This is a genomic window from Pseudomonas sp. GW821-FHT07G10, from assembly GCF_059418545.1.
On the sequence record NZ_JBWKQB010000011.1, the window covers coordinates 45,186 to 62,509 of the forward strand.

A 17,324-nucleotide genomic window follows, 5' to 3' on the forward strand; every position below is an offset into this window, starting at 1 on the left:
CAATGCAGCCCGTGACGCTCTGCGTCACAACGGTGTTCGGCTCTACGTAGGCGGTGAGGCAGGAACGCGGAGCGTCCCTAGAGGCATTCCCACGCGGAGCGTGGGAATGATCAGGGTGACGGGGGTTAGCGGGACATCACTTCTCGAATATCCGCCGCCAGTTCTCGTACCCGCTCTTCCTCGGTGTCCCACGAGCACATGAAGCGGGCGCCGCCTTTGCCGATGAAGGTGTAAAAGCGCCAGCTCTTGGCGGTCAGCGCCGCGACGGCCGATTCCGACAGTTGCAGGAACACGCCGTTGGCTTGCACCGGGAACATCAGTTCAACCCCTGGAATGTCGCTCACCAGCTCGCTCAGCAATTGCGCGCAGTAGTTGGCGTGGCGGGCGTGTTTGAGCCAGGCGTCGTTTTCCAGCAGGCCGACCCACGGCGCCGAGAGAAAACGCATTTTCGAAGCCAGTTGCCCGGCCTGTTTGCAGCGGTAGTCGAAGTCTTCAGCGAGTTTCTGGTTGAAGAACAGAATCGCTTCACCCACCGCCATGCCGTTTTTCGTCCCGCCGAAGCACAGCACATCAACGCCGGCTTTCCAGGTCAGGTCGGCGGGCGAGCAATTGAGGAACGCGCAAGCGTTGGAGAAGCGCGCACCGTCCATGTGCAGGTTCAGGCCCAGCTCTTTGCAGGTGGCGCTGATGGCGCGGATCTCTTCCGGTGTGTAGACGCTACCGACTTCGGTCGCCTGGGTCAGGGTCACGACGCGTGGTTTCGGGTAGTGGATGTCCTGGCGCTTGAGGGCGATTTCGCGGATCGATTCCGGGGTCAGTTTGCCGTTTTCGGTGCCTGCGATGAGCAGCTTGGAGCCGTTGGAAAAGAATTCCGGTGCGCCGCATTCGTCGGTTTCGACGTGGGCGGTTTCCGAGCAGATTACGCTGTGGTAACTCTGGCACAACGACGACAGTGCCAGCGAGTTGGCTGCGGTGCCGTTGAAGGCGAAGAACACTTCGCAGTCGGTTTCGAACAGTTTGCGGAAGTCGTCCGAAGCGCGTGCGGTCCACTCATCGTCGCCGTAGGCGCGTTGGTGGCCTTGATTGGCCTGTTCCATGGCCGCCCAGGCTTCAGGGCAGATGCCGGAATAGTTGTCGCTGGCGAATTGTTGGCTCTTATCGGTCATGGCCGGATCCTGTGGTCGATGATGGTGCGCACTTTAACCAGAATCGCAGGAAGCGCACATCTGCTGATTCTGTAGCAAAAGGCTCAAGGTAAACACCCTGTGGTGAGGGGCCGACAGTCGGTAGGTATTTACCCCCTGGCATCGCAGTCTGTTTAAGGTCATTTATCTCCATGCGCCAGCCTATGTCGTAAACGCACCTTTACGTGGCGTCCATAGGCATTTGGCCTGTCTGCGCCGGTCATACCATCGCATCCAAAGGGCACTGTCCAAGGACAGAGGCCTCACCGAGACGAATGGCGCACCGCCGCCGCTGGGAGAGACGCGATGTTCAGCAAGCAAGACCAAATCCAGGGTTATGACGATGCACTGCTGGCGGCCATGAATGCCGAGGAGCTACGTCAGGAAGATCACATCGAGCTGATCGCGTCGGAGAACTACACCAGCAAACGCGTCATGGAAGCGCAAGGCAGCGGCCTGACCAACAAATACGCTGAAGGCTATCCGGGCAAGCGCTACTACGGCGGTTGCGAGCACGTGGACAAGGTTGAAGCCCTGGCCATCGAACGCGCCAAGCAGCTGTTCGGTGCCGACTACGCCAACGTCCAGCCGCACTCTGGCAGCCAGGCCAACGCAGCGGTGTTCCTTGCCCTGTTGCAGGCCGGCGACACCGTACTGGGCATGAGCCTGGCTCACGGCGGTCACCTGACCCACGGCGCCAAGGTCAGCTTCTCCGGCAAGCTCTATAACGCTGTGCAGTACGGCATCGACACCAACACTGGCTTGATCGATTACGACGAAGTCGAGCGCATGGCGGTCGAGCACAAGCCAAAAATGATCATCGCCGGTTTCTCGGCCTACTCGAAAACCCTGGATTTCCCACGCTTCCGTCAGATCGCGGACAAAGTCGGCGCTTATCTGTTCGTCGACATGGCTCACGTCGCCGGTCTGGTCGCTGCCGGTCTGTACCCGAACCCGCTGCCGTACGCTGACGTGGTCACCACCACCACTCACAAAACCCTGCGCGGTCCACGTGGCGGTCTGATCCTGGCCCGTGCCAACGAAGAGCTGGAAAAGAAACTCAACGCTGCCGTATTCCCTGGTGGTCAGGGCGGCCCGCTGATGCACGTGATCGCCGCTAAAGCGGTGTGCTTCAAGGAAGCGCTGGAGCCTGGCTTCAAGGTTTATCAGCAACAAGTGATCGACAACGCCCAGGCCATGGCCAGCATCTTTATCAAACGCGGCTACGATGTAGTGTCCGGCGGCACCGACAATCACCTGTTCCTGGTCAGCCTGATCCGTCAGGGCCTCACCGGTAAGGAAGCTGACGCCGCTTTGGGTCGCGCTCATATCACCGTGAACAAGAACGCCGTACCGAACGATCCACAGTCGCCGTTCGTCACCTCGGGCCTGCGAATCGGCACCCCGGCGGTCACCACTCGCGGCTTCAAGGTCACTCAGTGCGTCGAGCTGGCCGGCTGGATCTGCGACATTCTCGACAACCTCGGCGATGCCGATGTCGAGGCCGATGTGGCGAAGAATGTGGCAGCCCTGTGCGCGGACTTCCCGGTTTACCGCTGAGAGCAGTTTTGGAGTAAATGACTATGCAACGCTACTCGGGCTTCGGCCTCTTCAAACACTCCCTCAGCCACCATGAAAACTGGCAGAAGATGTGGCGCACGCCGACCCCGAAAAAGGTCTATGACGTGGTCATCGTCGGCGGTGGCGGGCATGGTCTGGCGACCGCCTACTACCTGGCCAAGGAGCACGGCATCACCAACGTGGCCGTGGTCGAGAAAGGCTGGCTGGGCGGCGGTAACACCGCGCGCAACACCACCATCGTTCGCTCCAACTACCTGTGGGACGAATCGGCGCACCTGTACGAACACGCGATGAAACTCTGGGAAGGCCTGTCCCAGGACCTGAACTACAACGTGATGTTCTCCCAGCGTGGCGTTTACAACCTGTGCCACACCCTGCAGGACATCCGTGATTCCGAGCGTCGGGTCAGCGCCAACCGCCTCAACGGCGTGGACGGCGAACTGCTCGATGCCAAGCAAGTGGCGGACGAGATCCCGTACCTCGACTGCTCGAAAAACACTCGTTACCCGGTGATGGGCGCTACCGTCCAGCGTCGCGGCGGCGTGGCGCGTCACGATGCCGTGGCCTGGGGCTTTGCCCGTGCCGCCGACGCCTTGGGCGTGGACCTGATTCAACAGACCGAAGTGATCGGTTTCCGTAAGGAAAACGGTGTGTGCATCGGTGTGGAAACCAACAAGGGCTTCATCGGCGCCAAGCGCGTCGGTGTGGTCACCGCAGGTAACTCCGGGCACATGGCCAAACTCGCCGGTTTCCGTCTGCCGATCGAATCCCATCCGCTGCAAGCGCTGGTGTCCGAGCCGATCAAGCCGATTATCGACAGCGTGATCATGTCCAACGCCGTACACGGTTACATCAGCCAGTCCGACAAGGGCGACCTGGTGATCGGCGCCGGTATCGACGGCTACAACGGCTACGGCCAGCGTGGTTCGTACCCGGTGATCGAACACACCGTTCAGGCCATCGTCGAGATGTTCCCGGTGTTGTCCCGCGTACGCATGAACCGTCAGTGGGGCGGCATCGTCGACACCACTCCGGACGCTTGCCCGATCATCTCGAAAACCCCGGTTCCGAACATGTTCTTCAACTGCGGTTGGGGTACCGGTGGCTTCAAAGCGACACCTGGCTCGGGCAACGTGTTTGCCGCAAGCCTGGCCAAGGGTGAAATGCACCCGTTGGCCGCTCCATTCTCCATCGACCGTTTCCACAGCGGTGCGTTGATCGATGAACACGGCGCTGCAGCTGTCGCCCACTAACAGGAGAAATCCCTATGTTGCACATCTTCTGTCCTCACTGCGGCGAACTGCGCTCCGAAGAGGAATTCCATGCATCCGGCCAGGCGCACATCCCGCGCCCACTGGACCCGAACGCTTGCACTGACGAGCAGTGGGGCGACTACATGTTCTTCCGTGACAACCCACGCGGGTTGCACCACGAACTGTGGGATCACGTCGCCGGCTGCCGTCAGTACTTCAACGCCACCCGTGACACCGTGACCTACGAGATTCTCGAAACCTACAAGATCGGCGCCAAGCCGCAATTCACCGGTAAAGCAGACAGTCCGAAAGCGGCCGCGACGGCTCTGGGAGAGAAGGTATGAGCCAGATCAATCGTCTGTCCAACGGCGGCCGGATCGACCGCAATAAAGTCTTGAGCTTCACCTTCAACGGCCAGAGCTACAAAGGCTTCGAAGGCGACACCCTGGCCGCAGCCTTGCTGGCCAACGGTGTGGATATCATCGGTCGCAGCTTCAAATACTCCCGCCCGCGTGGCATCTTCGCCGCCGGTGCCGAAGAGCCGAACGCAGTGCTGCAGATCGGCGCCACTGAAGCCACGCAGATCCCTAACGTGCGCGCCACTCAACAGGCGCTGTACCAGGGCCTGGTCGCCAGCAGCACCAACGGCTGGCCGAGCGTCAACAACGACATGATGGGGATTCTCGGCAAGGTCGGCGGCAAGCTGATGCCGCCGGGCTTCTACTACAAAACCTTCATGTACCCGCAATCGTTCTGGATGACCTACGAGAAATACATTCGTAAGGCCGCAGGTTTAGGCCGTTCGCCGACCGAGAACGATCCGGATACCTACGACTACATGAACCAGCACTGCGACGTGCTGATCGTCGGCGCTGGCCCTGCTGGTCTGGCAGCCGCTCTGGCAGCCGCGCGCAGCGGTGCCCGGGTGATTCTGGCGGACGAACAGGAAGAGTTCGGCGGCAGCCTGCTCGACACCCGCGAAAGCCTCGACGGCAAACCAGCCGCCGAATGGATCGCCAGCGTCATTGCTGAACTGAAATCCCTGCCGGACGTGCTGCTGTTGCCGCGCGCCACGGTCAACGGCTACCACGACCATAACTTCCTGACCATTCACGAGCGCCTCACCGATCACCTCGGCGACCGTGCACCGATCGGTCAAGTGCGTCAGCGTATCCACCGGGTCCGCGCCAAGCGTGTGGTGCTGGCGACCGGCGCTCACGAGCGTCCATTGGTCTACGGCAATAATGACGTGCCGGGCAACATGCTGGCCGGCGCAGTCTCGACTTACGTCCGTCGTTATGGCGTAGCGCCAGGCAAGAAACTGGTGCTTTCCACCAACAACGATCACGCCTATCGCGTGGCGCTGGACTGGCTCGATGCCAGCCTGCAAGTGGTGGCCATCGCTGACGCACGGAGCAATCCGCGCGGTGCGCTGGTAGAAGAAGCACGGGCCAAAGGCATCCGTATTCTGACCGGCAGCGCAGTGGTCGAAGCTCGTGGCAGCAAACATGTGACCGCGGCTCGCGTTGCGGCCATCGACGTCAAGGCCCACACCGTGACCAGCCCTGGCGAATGGCTGGAGTGCGATCTGGTGGCCAGCTCCGGCGGCTACAGCCCAGTCGTTCACCTCGCTTCGCACCTGGGCGGCAAGCCGATCTGGCGTGAAGACATCCTCGGTTTCGTACCGGGCGAAGCACCGCAAAAACGCGTGTGCGTCGGTGGTGTGAATGGCGTGTACAGCCTTGGCGACACGCTGGCCGATGGTTTTGAAGGTGGCGTGCGCGCTGCCAGCGAAGCCGGGTTCAAAGTGGTCCAGGGCGTGTTGCCAAAAGCCCTGACCCGTCTGGAAGAGCCAACCCTGGCGCTGTACCAGGTGCCTCATGAAAAAGCCACTGCACGGGCGCCGAAGCAATTCGTCGACCTGCAGAACGACGTCACCGCCGCCGCCATCGAACTGGCGACCCGTGAAGGTTTCGAATCGGTCGAGCACGTCAAACGCTACACCGCACTGGGTTTCGGTACCGACCAGGGCAAACTCGGCAACGTCAACGGTCTGGCCATTGCGGCACGTTCCCTGAACGTGACCATCCCGCAAATGGGCACCACCATGTTCCGCCCGAACTACACGCCGGTGACCTTCGGTGCGGTAGCCGGTCGTCACTGTGGCCATATCTTCGAGCCAGTGCGTTACACCGCCCTGCAAGCCTGGCACGTGAAGAACGGCGCCGAGTTCGAAGACGTCGGTCAATGGAAGCGTCCTTGGTACTTCCCGAAAAACGGCGAAGACCTGCACGCCGCCGTCAAACGCGAATGTAAAGCCGTGCGCGACAGCGTCGGCCTGCTCGATGCGTCGACACTGGGCAAAATCGATATCCAGGGCCCGGATGCGCGGGAGTTCCTCAACCGCGTTTACACCAACGCCTGGACCAAGCTCGATGTGGGCAAGGCCCGTTATGGCCTGATGTGTAAAGAAGACGGCATGGTGTTCGACGACGGCGTTACGGCTTGTCTGGCGGACAACCACTTCCTGATGACCACCACCACCGGCGGCGCTGCTCGTGTGCTGCAATGGCTGGAAATCTACCAACAGACCGAATGGCCAGAGCTCAAGGTGTACTTCACCTCGGTCACCGACCACTGGGCGACGATGACCCTGTCCGGGCCGAACAGCCGCAAGCTGCTCAGCGAAGTCACCGACATCGATCTGGACCGGGACGGCTTCCCGTTCATGACCTGGAAAGAAGGCCTGGTAGGCGGTGTACCGGCGCGGGTGTTCCGTATTTCGTTCACCGGTGAGCTGTCCTACGAGGTTAACGTGCAGGCCGACTACGCCATGGGCGTACTGGAAAAAATCGTCGAGGCCGGCAAAAAGTACAACCTGACCCCGTACGGCACCGAAACCATGCACGTACTGCGGGCCGAGAAGGGCTTCATCATCGTCGGTCAGGATACCGACAGCTCGATGACCCCGGACGACCTGAACATGGGCTGGTGTGTTGGCCGCACCAAACCGTTCTCCTGGATCGGCTGGCGCGGCATGAACCGGGAAGACTGCGTGCGTGATCAACGCAAACAGTTGGTTGGTCTGAAGCCGATCGACCCGACCAAATGGCTGCCGGAAGGTGCGCAATTGGTGTTCAACACCAAGCAAGCGATTCCGATGAGCATGGTCGGTCACGTGACCTCCAGCTATGCCCACAACTCCCTGGGCTACTCGTTTGCCCTGGCTGTGGTCAAAGGCGGCCTCAAGCGTCTGGGCGAGCGAGTCTTCGCACCTCTGGCCGACGGCAGCGTGATCGAAGCGGAAATCGTTTCTTCGGTGTTCTTCGATCCGAAAGGCGATCGCCAGAACGTTTAAATGGCCTCGGGTCCTGTGGGCGCGCCGTGAAACCGCGTCGTCTGCATCGCGAGCAAGCTCGCTCCCACAGGATTGAAGTCGCCAGAAAAATTTGTGCCAGGCATCAGTCCACTGTGGGAGCGAGCTTGCTCGCGATGGCGATAGAGCAGCCACCACAAGGGCCGGAACCAACAGAATTCAGAACAGGTGCTTTATGACCGCAGCCAATGTTTACCAACAACGCCCAACCTCCGGGGCCAAGGCCGAGTCGTCGTTGCATCATGCCGACCTCGCCAGCCTGGTGGGCAAGGGCCGCAAGAACGCCGGCGTGACCGTGCGCGAGAAAAAACTCCTCGGCCATCTGACCATTCGTGGCGACGGCCATGATCCAGCGTTCGCCGCTGGCGTGCACAAGGCCCTGGGCCTGGAATTGCCAGTGGCCCTGACCGTCGTCGCCAAAGGCGAAACCAGTCTGCAATGGATGGGGCCGGACGAATGGCTGCTGATCGTGCCGAGCGGTGAAGAGTTCGCTGCCGAGAAAAAACTGCGTGAAGCGCTGGGTGCTCTGCACATCTCCATCGTCAACGTCAGCGGCGGCCAACAGATTCTCGAACTCAGTGGCCCGAAAGTCCGCGAAGTGCTGATGAAATCCACCAGCTACGACGTGCACCCCAACAACTTCCCGGTGGGTAAAGCCGTCGGCACCGTGTTTGCCAAGTCGCAACTGGTGATCCGCCACACCGCCGAAGACACCTGGGAACTGCTGATCCGCCGCAGCTTCTCCGATTACTGGTGGCTGTGGTTGCAGGATGCAGCTGCGGAATACGGCCTTAGCGTTCAGGCCTGATACGGATGATCGTTCCCACGCTCCACGTGGGAATGCATCCCGTGACGCTCTGCGTCACAAAAACGGACGCAGAGCGTCCATGGCGGCGTTCCCACGCGGAGCGTGGGAACGATCAGTTCGCTACAGGAGTCACCGCACTATGAGCCGCGCCCCAGACACATGGATTTTGACCGCCGATTGCCCCAGCGTCCTGGGCACGGTGGATGCGGTGACCCGTTTTCTGTTCGAACAGGGTTGCTACGTCACCGAGCACCACTCCTTCGATGATCGGCTTTCCGGCCGCTTCTTCATTCGTGTGGAATTCCGTCAGCCCGACGACTTCGACGAACAGGCGTTCCGCGCGGGTCTGGCCGAGCGGACCGACGCTTTCGGGATGATTTTCGAACTGACACCGCCGCACCACCGGCCAAAAGTAGTGATCATGGTTTCCAAGGCCGATCACTGCCTCAACGACTTGCTCTACCGCCAACGCATCGGCCAGTTGTCCATGGACGTGGCCGCGGTGGTTTCCAATCACCCGGACCTCAAGCCCCTGGCCGACTGGCATGGAATTCCCTACTACCACTTCCCGCTGGACCCGAACGACAAGCCGGCGCAAGAGCGTCAGGTGTGGCAAGTCATCGAAGAGTCTGGTGCCGAACTGGTGATCCTTGCTCGCTACATGCAAGTGCTGTCGCCGGAGCTGTGCCGCAAACTCGATGGCAAGGCGATCAATATTCATCACTCCTTGCTGCCGGGTTTCAAAGGCGCCAAGCCGTATCACCAGGCGTACAACAAAGGCGTGAAACTGGTCGGCGCGACTGCGCACTACATCAACAACGACCTGGACGAAGGCCCGATCATCGCCCAGGGTGTGGAAGCGGTGGACCACAGCCACTATCCCGAAGACCTGATCGCCAAGGGGCGTGACATCGAAGGGCTGACGTTGGCGCGGGCGGTTGGGTATCACATAGAAAGACGCGTATTTCTAAACGCCAATAGAACCGTCGTTCTTTAGATTTTGGGGGCCGCTTCGCGACCCATCGCGGGCAAGCCTCGCTCCTGCGACGAGCGCGTACGCCTGTAGGAGCGAGGCTTGCCCGCGAGGCGTCCTTTCAAACAATACAGAAACACACAGGCAATAAACCCGAGCAATCAACGCGCTGCCTCCCATTGGCGACGCGAGCGCTACATAAAAACAACAGCGAGGTGAAAGCATGTCTGGTAATCGTGGTGTGGTGTATCTGGGCAATGGCAAGGTCGAAGTACAAAAAATCGACTATCCCAAAATGCAGGACCCGCGCGGCAGGAAGATCGAACACGGTGTCATCCTGCGTGTGGTGTCTACCAATATCTGTGGTTCGGACCAGCACATGGTGCGTGGCCGTACCACGGCCCAGACCGGTCTGGTTCTGGGCCACGAGATCACCGGTGAAGTGATCGAGAAAGGCAGTGATGTCGAGAACCTGAAGATCGGCGACCTGGTGTCGGTGCCGTTCAACGTCGCCTGTGGCCGTTGCCGTTCCTGCAAAGAGATGCACACTGGTGTTTGCCTGAGCGTTAACCCGGCGCGTCCCGGCGGTGCCTATGGCTATGTCGACATGGGTGACTGGACTGGCGGCCAGGCCGAATACGCGATGGTGCCGTATGCCGACTTCAACCTGCTGAAACTGCCGGATCGCGACCGGGCCATGGAAAAAATCCGTGACCTGACCTGCCTCTCCGACATTCTGCCCACCGGTTACCACGGCGCAGTGACCGCTGGTGTTGGCCCGGGTAGCACGGTGTACATCGCCGGTGCCGGTCCGGTCGGTCTGGCCGCTGCCGCTTCTGCTCGCCTGTTAGGCGCGGCAGTGGTGATCATCGGTGACGTCAATCCGATCCGCCTGGCCCACGCCAAGGCCCAGGGTTTTGAAATCGCCGACCTGTCCCAGGACACCCCGCTGCACGAGCAGATCGCTGCACTGTTGGGCGAACCGGAAGTGGACTGCGCCGTCGATGCGGTCGGTTTCGAAGCCCGTGGTCACGGCCATGCCGGCGTGAAACACGAAGCACCGGCCACCGTGCTCAACTCGTTGATGGGCGTGGTTCGTGTTGCTGGCAAAATCGGCATCCCTGGCCTCTACGTCACCGAAGATCCGGGTGCAGTCGACGCCGCCGCGAAAATGGGCAGCCTGAGCATTCGCTTCGGTCTGGGCTGGGCCAAATCCCACAGCTTCCACACCGGCCAGACCCCGGTCATGAAGTACAACCGCCAACTGATGCAAGCCATCATGTGGGACCGCATCAAAATCGCCGACATCGTGGGTGTTGAAGTCATCAGCCTTGATGACGCGCCACGTGGTTACGGCGAGTTCGATGCCGGTGTGCCGAAGAAATTTGTGATCGATCCGCATAAGTTGTTTAGTGCGGCGTAAGAGCGTCTGGAGTGCAAGGAGGGCGACGTGATGTCGCCCTTTTTTCTTACAGCATCTGGCGGGTAATGATGAGAACGCTCAATTTGACCCCTTGAAAAGTTAATTCCTCCAGAATCAGCTTTAAGGTGATGCTCGGCGTAACGCCGCTCCGGACTTTTGGAGGGCATGGTCTTGCGCACCACTCAAAAGAGTACCCCCAACTCCATTGAAGGCGATGCCGACCAAGTCGCCAGGTCGTCGGTCTTGAGCATATTTTGCTGCCCACATAGCCGCTGCTTCAACATGGGCACCGGTATTACTAAGGTTTCCGGAAGTTACTTCCTGAACGAGCTGTTCATACTTCATGGCATGCTCCATGGGAAGGGTGTTATCCCCATGGCTGGCTAAATTCGTGTTGACTGCCCCAAGCCTTTTAACGAAAGGTTGAGGGTCAGTTACTTTACTAACCACGTCGTGTATATGTTGCCTTGGTGGTGACATTGATTCGTGTGTCGTTGTCGAGTTTCTTCGAAGTGATTGCTTGATAGTCGTCCAAATGCCATTGATAAAACTCGACTCGCTTCCCTCTACAGCGCTGTAGGTCGAATTATGAGTAGTGACTTCAGTTGTAATTATCTTCTTGTTCGCCGGGAGCTTGAAGTCATCCAGGAGGCCAAAAAGCTTCGAAAATAGTGATGGGACGTGCCCCGTTGGATCGTTCCGATTAATCGGATCCCCCACGCAATACGCATACGCGTTCAACCCACCTTTCCCAAACGGACTCCAACTGTCCGGGCTGTTGAACCGCATCAACACCGGGTTAAACGCTCGATAGCCATTGCCCAATACATAGTGCCCGGTCACCGGGTCCGGTCGTTCGCCGCTGAAGCCGAGCAGGCTGAGCAAACCGTTTTCCGGAGCGCGATGGCCGTAGGGTGTGTAGGCAGAGGGATGAGGCTGCGTCGCGTCGAGTGCGTTCAATACCGAGCGTTGTTGATCGGTGGCGAGCAGGGTGGTTTCGACGGCGCTGCCCTGGCGCTGTTGATGCGCCAGCAGCTGATCGCCTTGCTGAAAGATCGAGCGCTGCACCGAGCCTTGAATCTCGGTGACCAGACGGGTTTTCAGGTAGAAGCGTTGGGTGCTCGCCTGCGCCGATGGTGAGCAAGCGGCCAGGCGATCAAGTGGGTCGTAATGGTAGCGGCAGAGCAGGGTTTCGCGAATGGAATACATAGGCATCGCTTTCTGAAAGAACCTTAGGTTGGGAGTCTCAGAATCAGGCAGATGCCCTGGGTTGCCTAGCTAGTAAAAGTGGTAGGTCAGGCCGCCCGCACCAACCGCCCACACCGGTCGGCCTGATCGTTAGCGCTGCGCGAGCCGGCGGGTCCCATGGCTACGTCGACTTGGGCGACGGGGTCGACGTTGTATGCTTCGAAGCCCGTGCTCACGGCCATGACGTACAACTGCCAACGGATGCAAGCCATCATGTGGGACCGCATCAAAATCGCCGACATTGTGGGTGTTGAAGTCATCAGCCTTGATGACGCGCCACGTGGGTACGGCGAGTTCGATGCTGGTGTGCCGAAGAAGTTTGTGATTGATCCGGATGAAATGTTTACCAGCGTGAAAAAACACGCTGCAACTATCTCCGTCTTCTTATAAACTCCCTGAGGAGCGCTCTGTTATGGGCGACTTGTTCGCGGGATATTGGAGTGTCGAATATATCGCTACTCTGGCTCGCCAGTCTGCCACTCCTATAGGGGACTGGTAAATCCATAGCTTCCCAATAAGTGGGAGCGGGGCCTTCCTTCGGTTCCTTCCACTTATGCCGTTTTATTTTGATTGGTATCCCGTTCGTATCGTAACCAGGTGGTGACGTGCGATAAGTGGGGGGAGCGCCGTGTTGAAGTGGAGGCCTAAGGCCAGTGAAATTCCCGGAAGAATAAGCGGGAGGTTCAGAAGGAAGGTTAGTAAATGTTCTCGAAGAGGGCGCGCTGCCCAAGGGCGGTGTGACTGGCGAAGCTGAGTTTCCCATCGGGGTAACCATACGCGCTGCGTTTGTGGTGGCCATCATGTCTTGGGATGCAGTGGCCGCTCCTCGGAATCGTGGTGTTCTGAGCCCTAAAATGTTTAATAGACCTTTAAACAAATTAGGGAAATGCCCGGTGGGGTCACTTCTATTAACCGGATCCCCTACGCAGTACGCATACGCATTCAACCCACCCTCCCCAAACGGACTCCAACTGTCCGGGCTGTTAAACCGCATCAACACCGGGTTAAACGCCCGATAGCCATTACCCAACACATAATGCCCGGTCACCGGGTCCGGGCGCTCGCCGTTGAAGCCGAGCAGGCTGAGCAAGCCGTTTTCCGGGGTGCGATGGCCATAAGGTGTGTAGGCGATGGGATGGGGCTGTTTCGCGTCGAGCGCGTGCAACACCGAGCGTTGTTGATCAGTGGCGAGCAAGGTGGTTTCCACGGCGCTGCCCCGGCGCTGTAGTTGCGCCAGCAGTTGATCCTCCTGCTGAAAGATCGAACGCTGCACCGAGCCCTGAATCTCGGTGGCCAGACGGCTTTTCAGGTAGAAACGCTGTGCACTCGCCTGCGCCGATGGCGTGCAGTCGGCGAGGCGATCCAGTGGGTCGTAGTGGTAGCGGCACAGCAGGGGTTCGCGGTTCGTCGGCATGGGGGTGACTCCCTGAAAGGCTCGTCGATTCTGGCTATTACTCTCCCCGAATTGGCCAAGGCTGCCTACTAGCAGAACTGCTAGAGTCGGGGACGCTGATCGGTTTTTGTGTAGCCTTTCTCATAACCCCAAGCTTTCTTAATACATACTTCACCCACGCCCAAATATGCCCTGTCGGATTGCTCCGATTCACCGGATCCCCAGCGCAATACACATACGCATTCAATCCACCCTCCCCAAACGGACTCAAACTGTCCGGGCTGTTAAACCGCATCAACACCGGGTTAAACGCCCGATAGCCATTGCCCAACACATAGTGCTCGGTCACCGGGTCCGGGCGTTCGCCGTTGAAGCCCAGCAGGCCGTTTTCCGGGGCGCTATGGCCGTAGGGTGTGTAGGCGAGGGGATGTGGCTGCGTCGCGTCGAGTGCGTTCAATATGGAGCGCTGGTGATCGGTGGCGAGCAAGGTGGTTTCGACGGCGCTGCCCTGGCGCTGTTGTTGCGCCAGCAGTTGATCTTCCTGCTGAAAAATCGAGCGCTGCACCGAGCCCTGAATCTCTGTGGCCAGACGGGTTTTCAGATAGAAGCGCTGGGTGCTGGCCTGCGCCGATGGCGTGCAAGCGGCGAGGCGATCCAGTGGGTCGTAGTGGTAGCGGCAGAGCAGGGTTTCGCGGTTCGTCGGCATGGGATGAATTCCCTGAGAGGTGCGTCGATTCAGGTTATTACTCTCCCTGAATTGGCCAACGCTGCCTACTAGCAGAACTGCTAGGGGCGGGCTGTAGAGAGGCCGAAATCATCAACCATCGACGATGGGCCGCGAGGTTAAATCGAGGTTTGAGGTGAGTGCTTTAAATAAGTCTGTTTTTTGTCACCGCTTCTGGGAACACTATAACTTCGACCTTCACTGGATAAGTGAATTTGCCTTTGACTTTCTTTTTTGCTTCTTTGGGGGTGTCTGCGTCCACTGATCCATATTGGTTACTGTGAGTGCCATTAACCGCGCGGGCGGTGTAGATGTAAGTAATCATTTAAGTTCCTTTTATTAGTTAGACAGTGATGTGCAAGGTATCCGTCTGTAGGGGTGAAACCCTGTTGATAAAGTTTTAAGTCCTGGATGATGTTTCGTCTACTGTCAGAAATTACAGGTCGCATCGACGAGTCTGGTGTTTCGGACGGGCGGTTGACTGTCTCAGAAGCGGGTTGATCGCTCCCACGCGCCGCAAAGGAATGCCTCACTGGACACTCTGCGTCCGCTCTTGGATGTGACGCACAGCGTCACGGGCTGCATTCCCACGCGGGAGCGTGGGAACGATCGGCGTGAGTTTTTTATGCCGAAGCTTGCGCCTGCAATCGCCGTCCGATCACGTCCATCAAGTCGCAGCCGTCGCGCAGGGGGATGGCGAGGACTCGGGCGAAGTCATGGAGGACCAGCGCGTCGCTGCTGATTTCTTCGCGCAGGGCAAGGTTTTCCAGTAACTGGGTCACGGCGCGGATGCGGTAGGCGGCCGTGTCGTGGAGCACGTCGAGGGGTGCCTGGGTGTCGATGAGCAGGGAGTGGAAGTCGTTGTCGATGCCGGTGATGGGCATGTATCGGTTCATGGGTAAAACTCCGCAGTTCGGTTAGAGCCACCACTCAATCGTCGCCAAACGAAAGGGTGGCAGCTGTACGCGGGTTGGCGAACCGGGAACATACGGAAAAACCGGCAGACCCGAAGGTCTCCCACGCACAGCTGCCATAACGCAACCTTGCGGGTGCAAAAGATCCTGCCAAAGAAGCAGTAAGCTTTTGACCGTTTATTCCTCGGGTCGCCAAACCCGGTCGCCATGTGGGCGACGGGCGGACTATAAGCTTCATGCTTCGGGCGGTGCAAGGCGCGCGCGTGAGGGGATTTCCGAGAAAGGTGTAAGACCTGAGCTGCCTGATCGTGCCTGATCGTTCCCACGCTCCGCGTGGGAATGCCTCACTGGACGCTCCGCGTCCGCTCTTGGATGTGACGCAGAGCGTCACGGGCTGCATTCCCACGCGGGAGCGTGGGAACGATCAACACGATCACTGCAACCTACAACGCCGCCAACGGCCCCTGATACAACACTGGCCCGGTCGGTTGTCCGGTCGGCGAGCCGCCTTGGGGTTCAAGGCTGACGGCCAACGCAATCGGTGTGCCGAGCAGGATTTGCTGCTCTTCGCTCAGGTTGATCCGGCCTTTGCCGTCAGCCGGTAGCAGGCCAAGGGAGATGGGTTTGCCATCAGCCGGAATGGCCCACAATTCCAGGCTGCGCCCAGGCGTTACGGCGGCGAGGGTCAGCGGCTCGACTTGCAGGTAGTCGTCATGGGCCTTGATCCGCAGCGCAGGTTGTTCGGTAGCACTGAGCAGTGTCGCGCTGTAACGGGCGTCGTCGCGGGTGTAGAGAATGCCCAGGGTCACGGCCACCAGCAGCGAGCACACCGCAGCCGTGACGCGTAGCCAATTCCAGAACGGGCGTTTCTCGGGCACATGTAATCGCTGCGGTTCGATGCGCGCGGTGATGGCCCGCCATACACGATCCGGCACCGGCTCTTCGACCAGCGGCTCGTTCAGGCTGACGAGGGTTTCCTGCCACCGGGCCAGTTCAGCGCGCAGCGCGGCATCCTCGCGCAGCAGTTGTTCGAAACGCCGGCGGGCCGCAGCGGGCATCAAGCCAATGGCGTAGTCGGCGGCCAGCGCGCGGCGCAGGCGGGGGGTCAGGTCGTTCATGCTTCAAGGCACCTGCGCAGGCGCTCCATACCGCGGCGAATCCAGGACTTGACCGAGCCCAATGGCGCGGCCAACTGTTCGGCCAGCTCAGAGCACGACAAGCCCTGAAAGTAGGCGACGGTGATCGATTGACGCTGCATGCCTTCGAGGTTCTCCAGGCAGCGGTTCAAGGCTCTGACGTCGCGCGCATTGCTCAACAGTTCCTGGGCAGTAGGGGCGTCGTCGACCAGCGATTGCTCCGCGAATTTGCTCAGAGCCCGGTCACGATGCCTGCGCAACTGGTCGATGGCCTGATTGCGGGTGATGTTGATCATCCAGGTCAGTGGCGCCGACAGGTGCGCCTGGTAGCGTGACGCGTTGTTCCAGATCCGCACGAAGCTCTCTTGCAGCACATCTTCAGCCAGATCGCGATGTCCCATGAAACGCAACGCCACGCCGTGCAAACGCGGGGCAACGCGGCGGTAGAGGGTTTCAAACGCGCCTCGATCGCCCAGTGAACACTGAGCCAGAAGCTGTTTGAGCTGATCGGCGTCGTCGGTGGAAATGACGGTTCTCCAGGTTGACGATATAGAGGCGGTTGGCTGCGCGCTGTGCCGGTTGCAGGCAGAGGTTAGTTCACGGCGCGCCGTTGTTCCATTCACGGGCAGGTCCCTCAAAGCAAACGCCGGCCCTGATGCGCAGGGCCGGCATCAATGCTCAGCTTTTAGGCAGCAGCACTTTGTCGATGACCTGGATCACGCCGTTGGACTGGTTAACGTCATAGGTGGTGATGTCGGCGGTGACGCCTTTCTCATCCTTGAGCACGATGTTGTGCGGGCCGTTCATCATGATCCAAAGCTTGCCACCGCTGACGGTGGTCAGTTCAGCCTTGCCGCCACCGGCCTTGATGCGTTTGGTCAGCTCCGTCATGTCGAGCTTACCGGCGACCACGTGGTAGGTAAGGATATGGGTGAGGGTGGCTTTATTTTCCGGTTTGAGCAGGGTGTCGACGGTGCCGGCGGGCAGGGCGGCGAACGCCGAGTTGACCGGTGCGAACACGGTAAACGGACCTTTGCCTTTGAGCGTGTCGACCAGCCCGGCGGCTTTCACGGCGGTGACCAGGGTGGTGTGGTCGGCTGAGTTGACGGCGTTATCAATGATGTCTTTGCTCGGCATCATGCTTTGGCCACCGACCATCACGCTGTCGTGGCTCATGTCGGCTGCTTGTGCGGTGCTCAGGGCCAAACTGCTGGAAAGGGCCAGGGTCAGCAGGCTGGCGATCAGCGGGGTTTTAATCGAAGTGCGTTTCATGGTGATGATCCTTATTAGGAGAATCGGCCAGGAATGTCT

The 17,324-nt window shown here is 59.5% G+C and carries 16 protein-coding genes and 1 pseudogene; 8 read left to right on the plus strand and 9 right to left on the minus strand.

Annotated features, from left to right (window positions below; all coding sequences use genetic code 11):
- Nucleotides 1–125: 125 nt before the first annotated feature.
- The gene (locus AC07O1_RS14415; RefSeq protein ID WP_495022748.1) at nucleotides 126–1,166 is read right to left on the minus strand and encodes a threonine aldolase family protein; all 1,041 of its coding nucleotides are present in this window, start codon (nucleotides 1,164–1,166) and stop codon (nucleotides 126–128) included.
- A gap of 324 nt (nucleotides 1,167–1,490) precedes the next feature.
- Here AC07O1_RS14415 and glyA point away from each other — a divergent pair, with 324 nt between their 5' ends.
- From glyA to fdhA, 7 genes are all read left to right on the plus strand, one after another.
- Nucleotides 1,491–2,744 (plus strand): serine hydroxymethyltransferase, encoded by a 1,254-nt coding sequence (glyA, locus tag AC07O1_RS14420; RefSeq protein WP_494990620.1) that lies wholly within the window; start codon nucleotides 1,491–1,493, stop codon nucleotides 2,742–2,744.
- A gap of 23 nt (nucleotides 2,745–2,767) precedes the next feature.
- Nucleotides 2,768–4,018: a sarcosine oxidase subunit beta gene (locus AC07O1_RS14425; RefSeq protein ID WP_489362507.1), complete on the plus strand. Its 1,251-nt coding sequence runs from the start codon at nucleotides 2,768–2,770 to the stop codon at nucleotides 4,016–4,018.
- A 14-nt stretch (nucleotides 4,019–4,032) separates the two neighbouring features.
- The gene (locus AC07O1_RS14430; RefSeq protein WP_494990619.1) at nucleotides 4,033–4,362 is read left to right on the plus strand and encodes a sarcosine oxidase subunit delta; all 330 of its coding nucleotides are present in this window, start codon (nucleotides 4,033–4,035) and stop codon (nucleotides 4,360–4,362) included.
- Nucleotides 4,359–7,376, plus strand: a complete 3,018-nt coding sequence (locus AC07O1_RS14435) for a sarcosine oxidase subunit alpha (RefSeq protein ID WP_495089142.1) — start codon at nucleotides 4,359–4,361, stop codon at nucleotides 7,374–7,376. The genes AC07O1_RS14430 and AC07O1_RS14435 overlap by 4 nt, the downstream gene beginning before the upstream one ends.
- Before the next feature lie 193 nt (nucleotides 7,377–7,569).
- A complete protein-coding gene (locus AC07O1_RS14440; RefSeq protein WP_495089143.1) occupies nucleotides 7,570–8,202 on the plus strand; it encodes a sarcosine oxidase subunit gamma in 633 nt (210 codons plus the stop codon).
- Between the two features lie 139 nt (nucleotides 8,203–8,341).
- Nucleotides 8,342–9,199 (plus strand): formyltetrahydrofolate deformylase, encoded by an 858-nt coding sequence (gene purU, locus AC07O1_RS14445; protein ID WP_494990616.1) that lies wholly within the window; start codon nucleotides 8,342–8,344, stop codon nucleotides 9,197–9,199.
- A gap of 199 nt (nucleotides 9,200–9,398) precedes the next feature.
- Entirely contained in the window at nucleotides 9,399–10,598 is a 1,200-nt protein-coding gene (gene fdhA / locus AC07O1_RS14450; protein ID WP_123581242.1) for a formaldehyde dehydrogenase, glutathione-independent, read from the plus strand.
- Between the two features lie 120 nt (nucleotides 10,599–10,718).
- Here the strand turns inward: fdhA and AC07O1_RS14455 are convergent, their stop codons facing one another.
- Nucleotides 10,719–11,807, minus strand: a complete 1,089-nt coding sequence (locus AC07O1_RS14455) for an RHS repeat-associated core domain-containing protein (protein WP_495089144.1) — start codon at nucleotides 11,805–11,807, stop codon at nucleotides 10,719–10,721.
- A 126-nt stretch (nucleotides 11,808–11,933) separates the two neighbouring features.
- On the opposite strand from AC07O1_RS14455, the pseudogene AC07O1_RS14460 reads away from it, so the two are divergent.
- A pseudogene (locus AC07O1_RS14460) lies at nucleotides 11,934–12,236 on the plus strand (hypothetical protein); the annotation flags it as partial.
- On the opposite strand, the gene AC07O1_RS14465 reads toward AC07O1_RS14460, so the two are convergent.
- From AC07O1_RS14465 to AC07O1_RS14495, 7 genes are all read right to left on the minus strand, one after another.
- Entirely contained in the window at nucleotides 12,217–13,260 is a 1,044-nt protein-coding gene (locus AC07O1_RS14465; protein ID WP_495089145.1) for an RHS repeat-associated core domain-containing protein, read from the minus strand. The pseudogene AC07O1_RS14460 and the gene AC07O1_RS14465 sit on opposite strands and share 20 nt — an antisense overlap.
- Before the next feature lie 37 nt (nucleotides 13,261–13,297).
- Complete coding sequence (locus AC07O1_RS14470; protein WP_495089146.1) at nucleotides 13,298–13,945, minus strand: RHS repeat-associated core domain-containing protein; 648 nt, start codon at nucleotides 13,943–13,945, stop codon at nucleotides 13,298–13,300.
- A gap of 163 nt (nucleotides 13,946–14,108) precedes the next feature.
- Nucleotides 14,109–14,288, minus strand: coding sequence for a hypothetical protein (locus AC07O1_RS14475; protein WP_495089147.1), 180 nt, complete (start codon nucleotides 14,286–14,288; stop codon nucleotides 14,109–14,111).
- Nucleotides 14,289–14,586: 298 nt separating this feature from the next.
- Nucleotides 14,587–14,859 carry a hypothetical protein gene (locus tag AC07O1_RS14480; protein ID WP_494990613.1) on the minus strand — a complete coding sequence of 91 codons (273 nt, stop codon included), beginning with the start codon at nucleotides 14,857–14,859 and terminating at the stop codon, nucleotides 14,587–14,589.
- A 461-nt stretch (nucleotides 14,860–15,320) separates the two neighbouring features.
- Nucleotides 15,321–15,995, minus strand: coding sequence for an anti-sigma factor (locus AC07O1_RS14485; RefSeq protein ID WP_494990612.1), 675 nt, complete (start codon nucleotides 15,993–15,995; stop codon nucleotides 15,321–15,323).
- Nucleotides 15,992–16,636: a sigma-70 family RNA polymerase sigma factor gene (locus AC07O1_RS14490; protein WP_495089148.1), complete on the minus strand. Its 645-nt coding sequence runs from the start codon at nucleotides 16,634–16,636 to the stop codon at nucleotides 15,992–15,994. The genes AC07O1_RS14485 and AC07O1_RS14490 overlap by 4 nt, the downstream gene beginning before the upstream one ends.
- A 55-nt stretch (nucleotides 16,637–16,691) precedes the next feature.
- Nucleotides 16,692–17,285, minus strand: a complete 594-nt coding sequence (locus tag AC07O1_RS14495; protein WP_494990610.1) for a fasciclin domain-containing protein — start codon at nucleotides 17,283–17,285, stop codon at nucleotides 16,692–16,694.
- Between the last annotated feature and the right edge of the window lie 39 nt (nucleotides 17,286–17,324).